This window comes from Allobosea sp. CER48 (genome assembly GCF_044752385.1).
Taxonomy (GTDB): domain Bacteria; phylum Pseudomonadota; class Alphaproteobacteria; order Rhizobiales; family Beijerinckiaceae; genus Allobosea.
In genome coordinates this window covers 1-1,576 of the sequence record NZ_JBIWYK010000605.1, presented here as the reverse complement: position 1 = coordinate 1,576, position 1,576 = coordinate 1, and the positions used below count along the sequence as shown (strand labels likewise).

The following is a 1,576-nucleotide window of genomic DNA, read 5'->3' as shown; positions in this document are numbered from 1 at the left end:
AAGAACCATGGACGTCCCCGGTGGGCTGCTCCACATTCGCTGCATTGCAGCACGGAGCCGCAGATGACGACGAAGACGCCGCGCCAGTTCTTTCGCCCTCTCGCGATCGGCGCTCCGGAGCCCTGTCGCGAGCTGCCGCTCAAGCTGGAGCGCATGATCCATTTCGTGCCGCCGCATCTGGAGAAGGTCAGGGCCAAGGTCGGCGAGCTCGCCGGCCAGGTCGACATCGTGCTCGGCAATCTGGAGGACGCGATCCCCGTCGAGGCCAAGCAGGCCGCGCGCGACGGCTTCATCGCCATGGGCAAGGCCGTCGACTTCGGCAAGACCGGCCTGTGGACCCGCGTCAATGCGCTGAACTCACCCTGGTTCCTCGACGACATCACCGCGATCATGGCCGAGATCGGCAGCAAGCTCGACGTGGTGATGGTGCCGAAGGTGGAGGGGCCGTGGGATATCCACTATGTCGACCAATTGCTGGCCCAGTTCGAGGCGCGCCACGCCCTGCCGAAGCCGATCCTGATCCACGCGATCCTCGAGACGGCCGAGGGCGTGAAGAATGTCGACGCGATCGCGACCGCTTCGCCGCGCATGCACGGCATGAGCCTCGGCCCGGCCGACCTCGCCGCCTCGCGCGCCATGAAGACCACGCGGGTCGGCGGCGGGCATCCCGAGTACAAGGTGATCGCCGACCCCTCCCCCGATGGCGGACCGCGCGCCGTCGCACAGCAGGATCTCTGGCATTACACGCTCGCCAGGATGGTCGACGCCTGCGCTGCGGCCGGGATCAAACCCTTCTATGGACCATTCGGCGATTTCGCCGACGCGGACGCTTGCGAGGCGCAGTTCCGCAATGCCTTCCTGCTCGGCTGCGCCGGCGCCTGGACGCTGCACCCCTCGCAGATCGGCATCGCCAAGCGCGTGTTCAGCCCCGACCCCGCGGAGGTCGCCTTCGCCCGGCGTATCCTGGAGGCGATGCCGGACGGCTCCGGCGCGGTGATGATCGATGGCAAGATGCAGGATGACGCCACCTGGAAGCAGGCAAAGGTGATCGTCGACCTGGCAAGACAGGTCGCGGCGCGCGACCCCGATCTCGCGCAACGTTACGGAATGTGATGGGACAACACGGCGTGATCGATTGATTTCGACGCATTTGCGACGCATTGCTCTTGCAAGGGCGGCAAGAACGTAAGCCGGCGGCGCATCAGCCGGCTCAGTATGGATCAGTCATGGAAGCGCGTTCTGCCAAGTTCCGGATCGGGCAGGTGGTCAAGCACCGCGTGTACCCGTTCCGCGGCGTGATCTTCGACGTCGACCCGGTCTTCTCCAACACCGATGAGTGGTGGGAGGCGATCCCGGAAAACATGCGTCCGTCGAAGGACCAGCCCTTCTACCACCTCTTCGCCGAGAACGAGGAGACGGAATACGTCGCCTATGTCTCCGAGCAGAACCTCGTCAGCGACGATTCAGGCACGCCGGTGCGCCATCCCCGCGCGAAGGAATTCTTCCGCCGCGACCGGAAGGGCCAGTACCGCATCGACCGCACCGAGCTGAACTGAAGCCACCCCCTTCGCGCGGG

At 65.7% G+C, this 1,576-nt stretch carries 2 protein-coding genes; both read left to right on the top strand.

Annotation, left to right across the window (positions count from 1 at the left end; genetic code table 11):
* Nucleotides 1-63: 63 nt before the first annotated feature.
* Entirely contained in the window at nucleotides 64-1,113 is a 1,050-nt protein-coding gene (locus ACIPIA_RS15945; protein WP_400510951.1) for an HpcH/HpaI aldolase/citrate lyase family protein, read from the top strand.
* 113 nt (nucleotides 1,114-1,226) lie between these two features.
* Nucleotides 1,227-1,556 (top strand): heat shock protein HspQ, encoded by a 330-nt coding sequence (gene hspQ / locus ACIPIA_RS15940; protein ID WP_400510950.1) that lies wholly within the window; start codon nucleotides 1,227-1,229, stop codon nucleotides 1,554-1,556.
* Nucleotides 1,557-1,576: the final 20 nt, after the last annotated feature.

What these genes read in the sequence shown, in the direction of transcription:
- ACIPIA_RS15945 (WP_400510951.1), top strand. Translation starts at nt 64, where the DNA reads ATGACGACGAAGACGCCGCGCCAGTTCTTTCGCCCTCTCGCGATCGGC.
- hspQ (WP_400510950.1), top strand. Translation starts at nt 1,227, where the DNA reads ATGGAAGCGCGTTCTGCCAAGTTCCGGATCGGGCAGGTGGTCAAGCAC.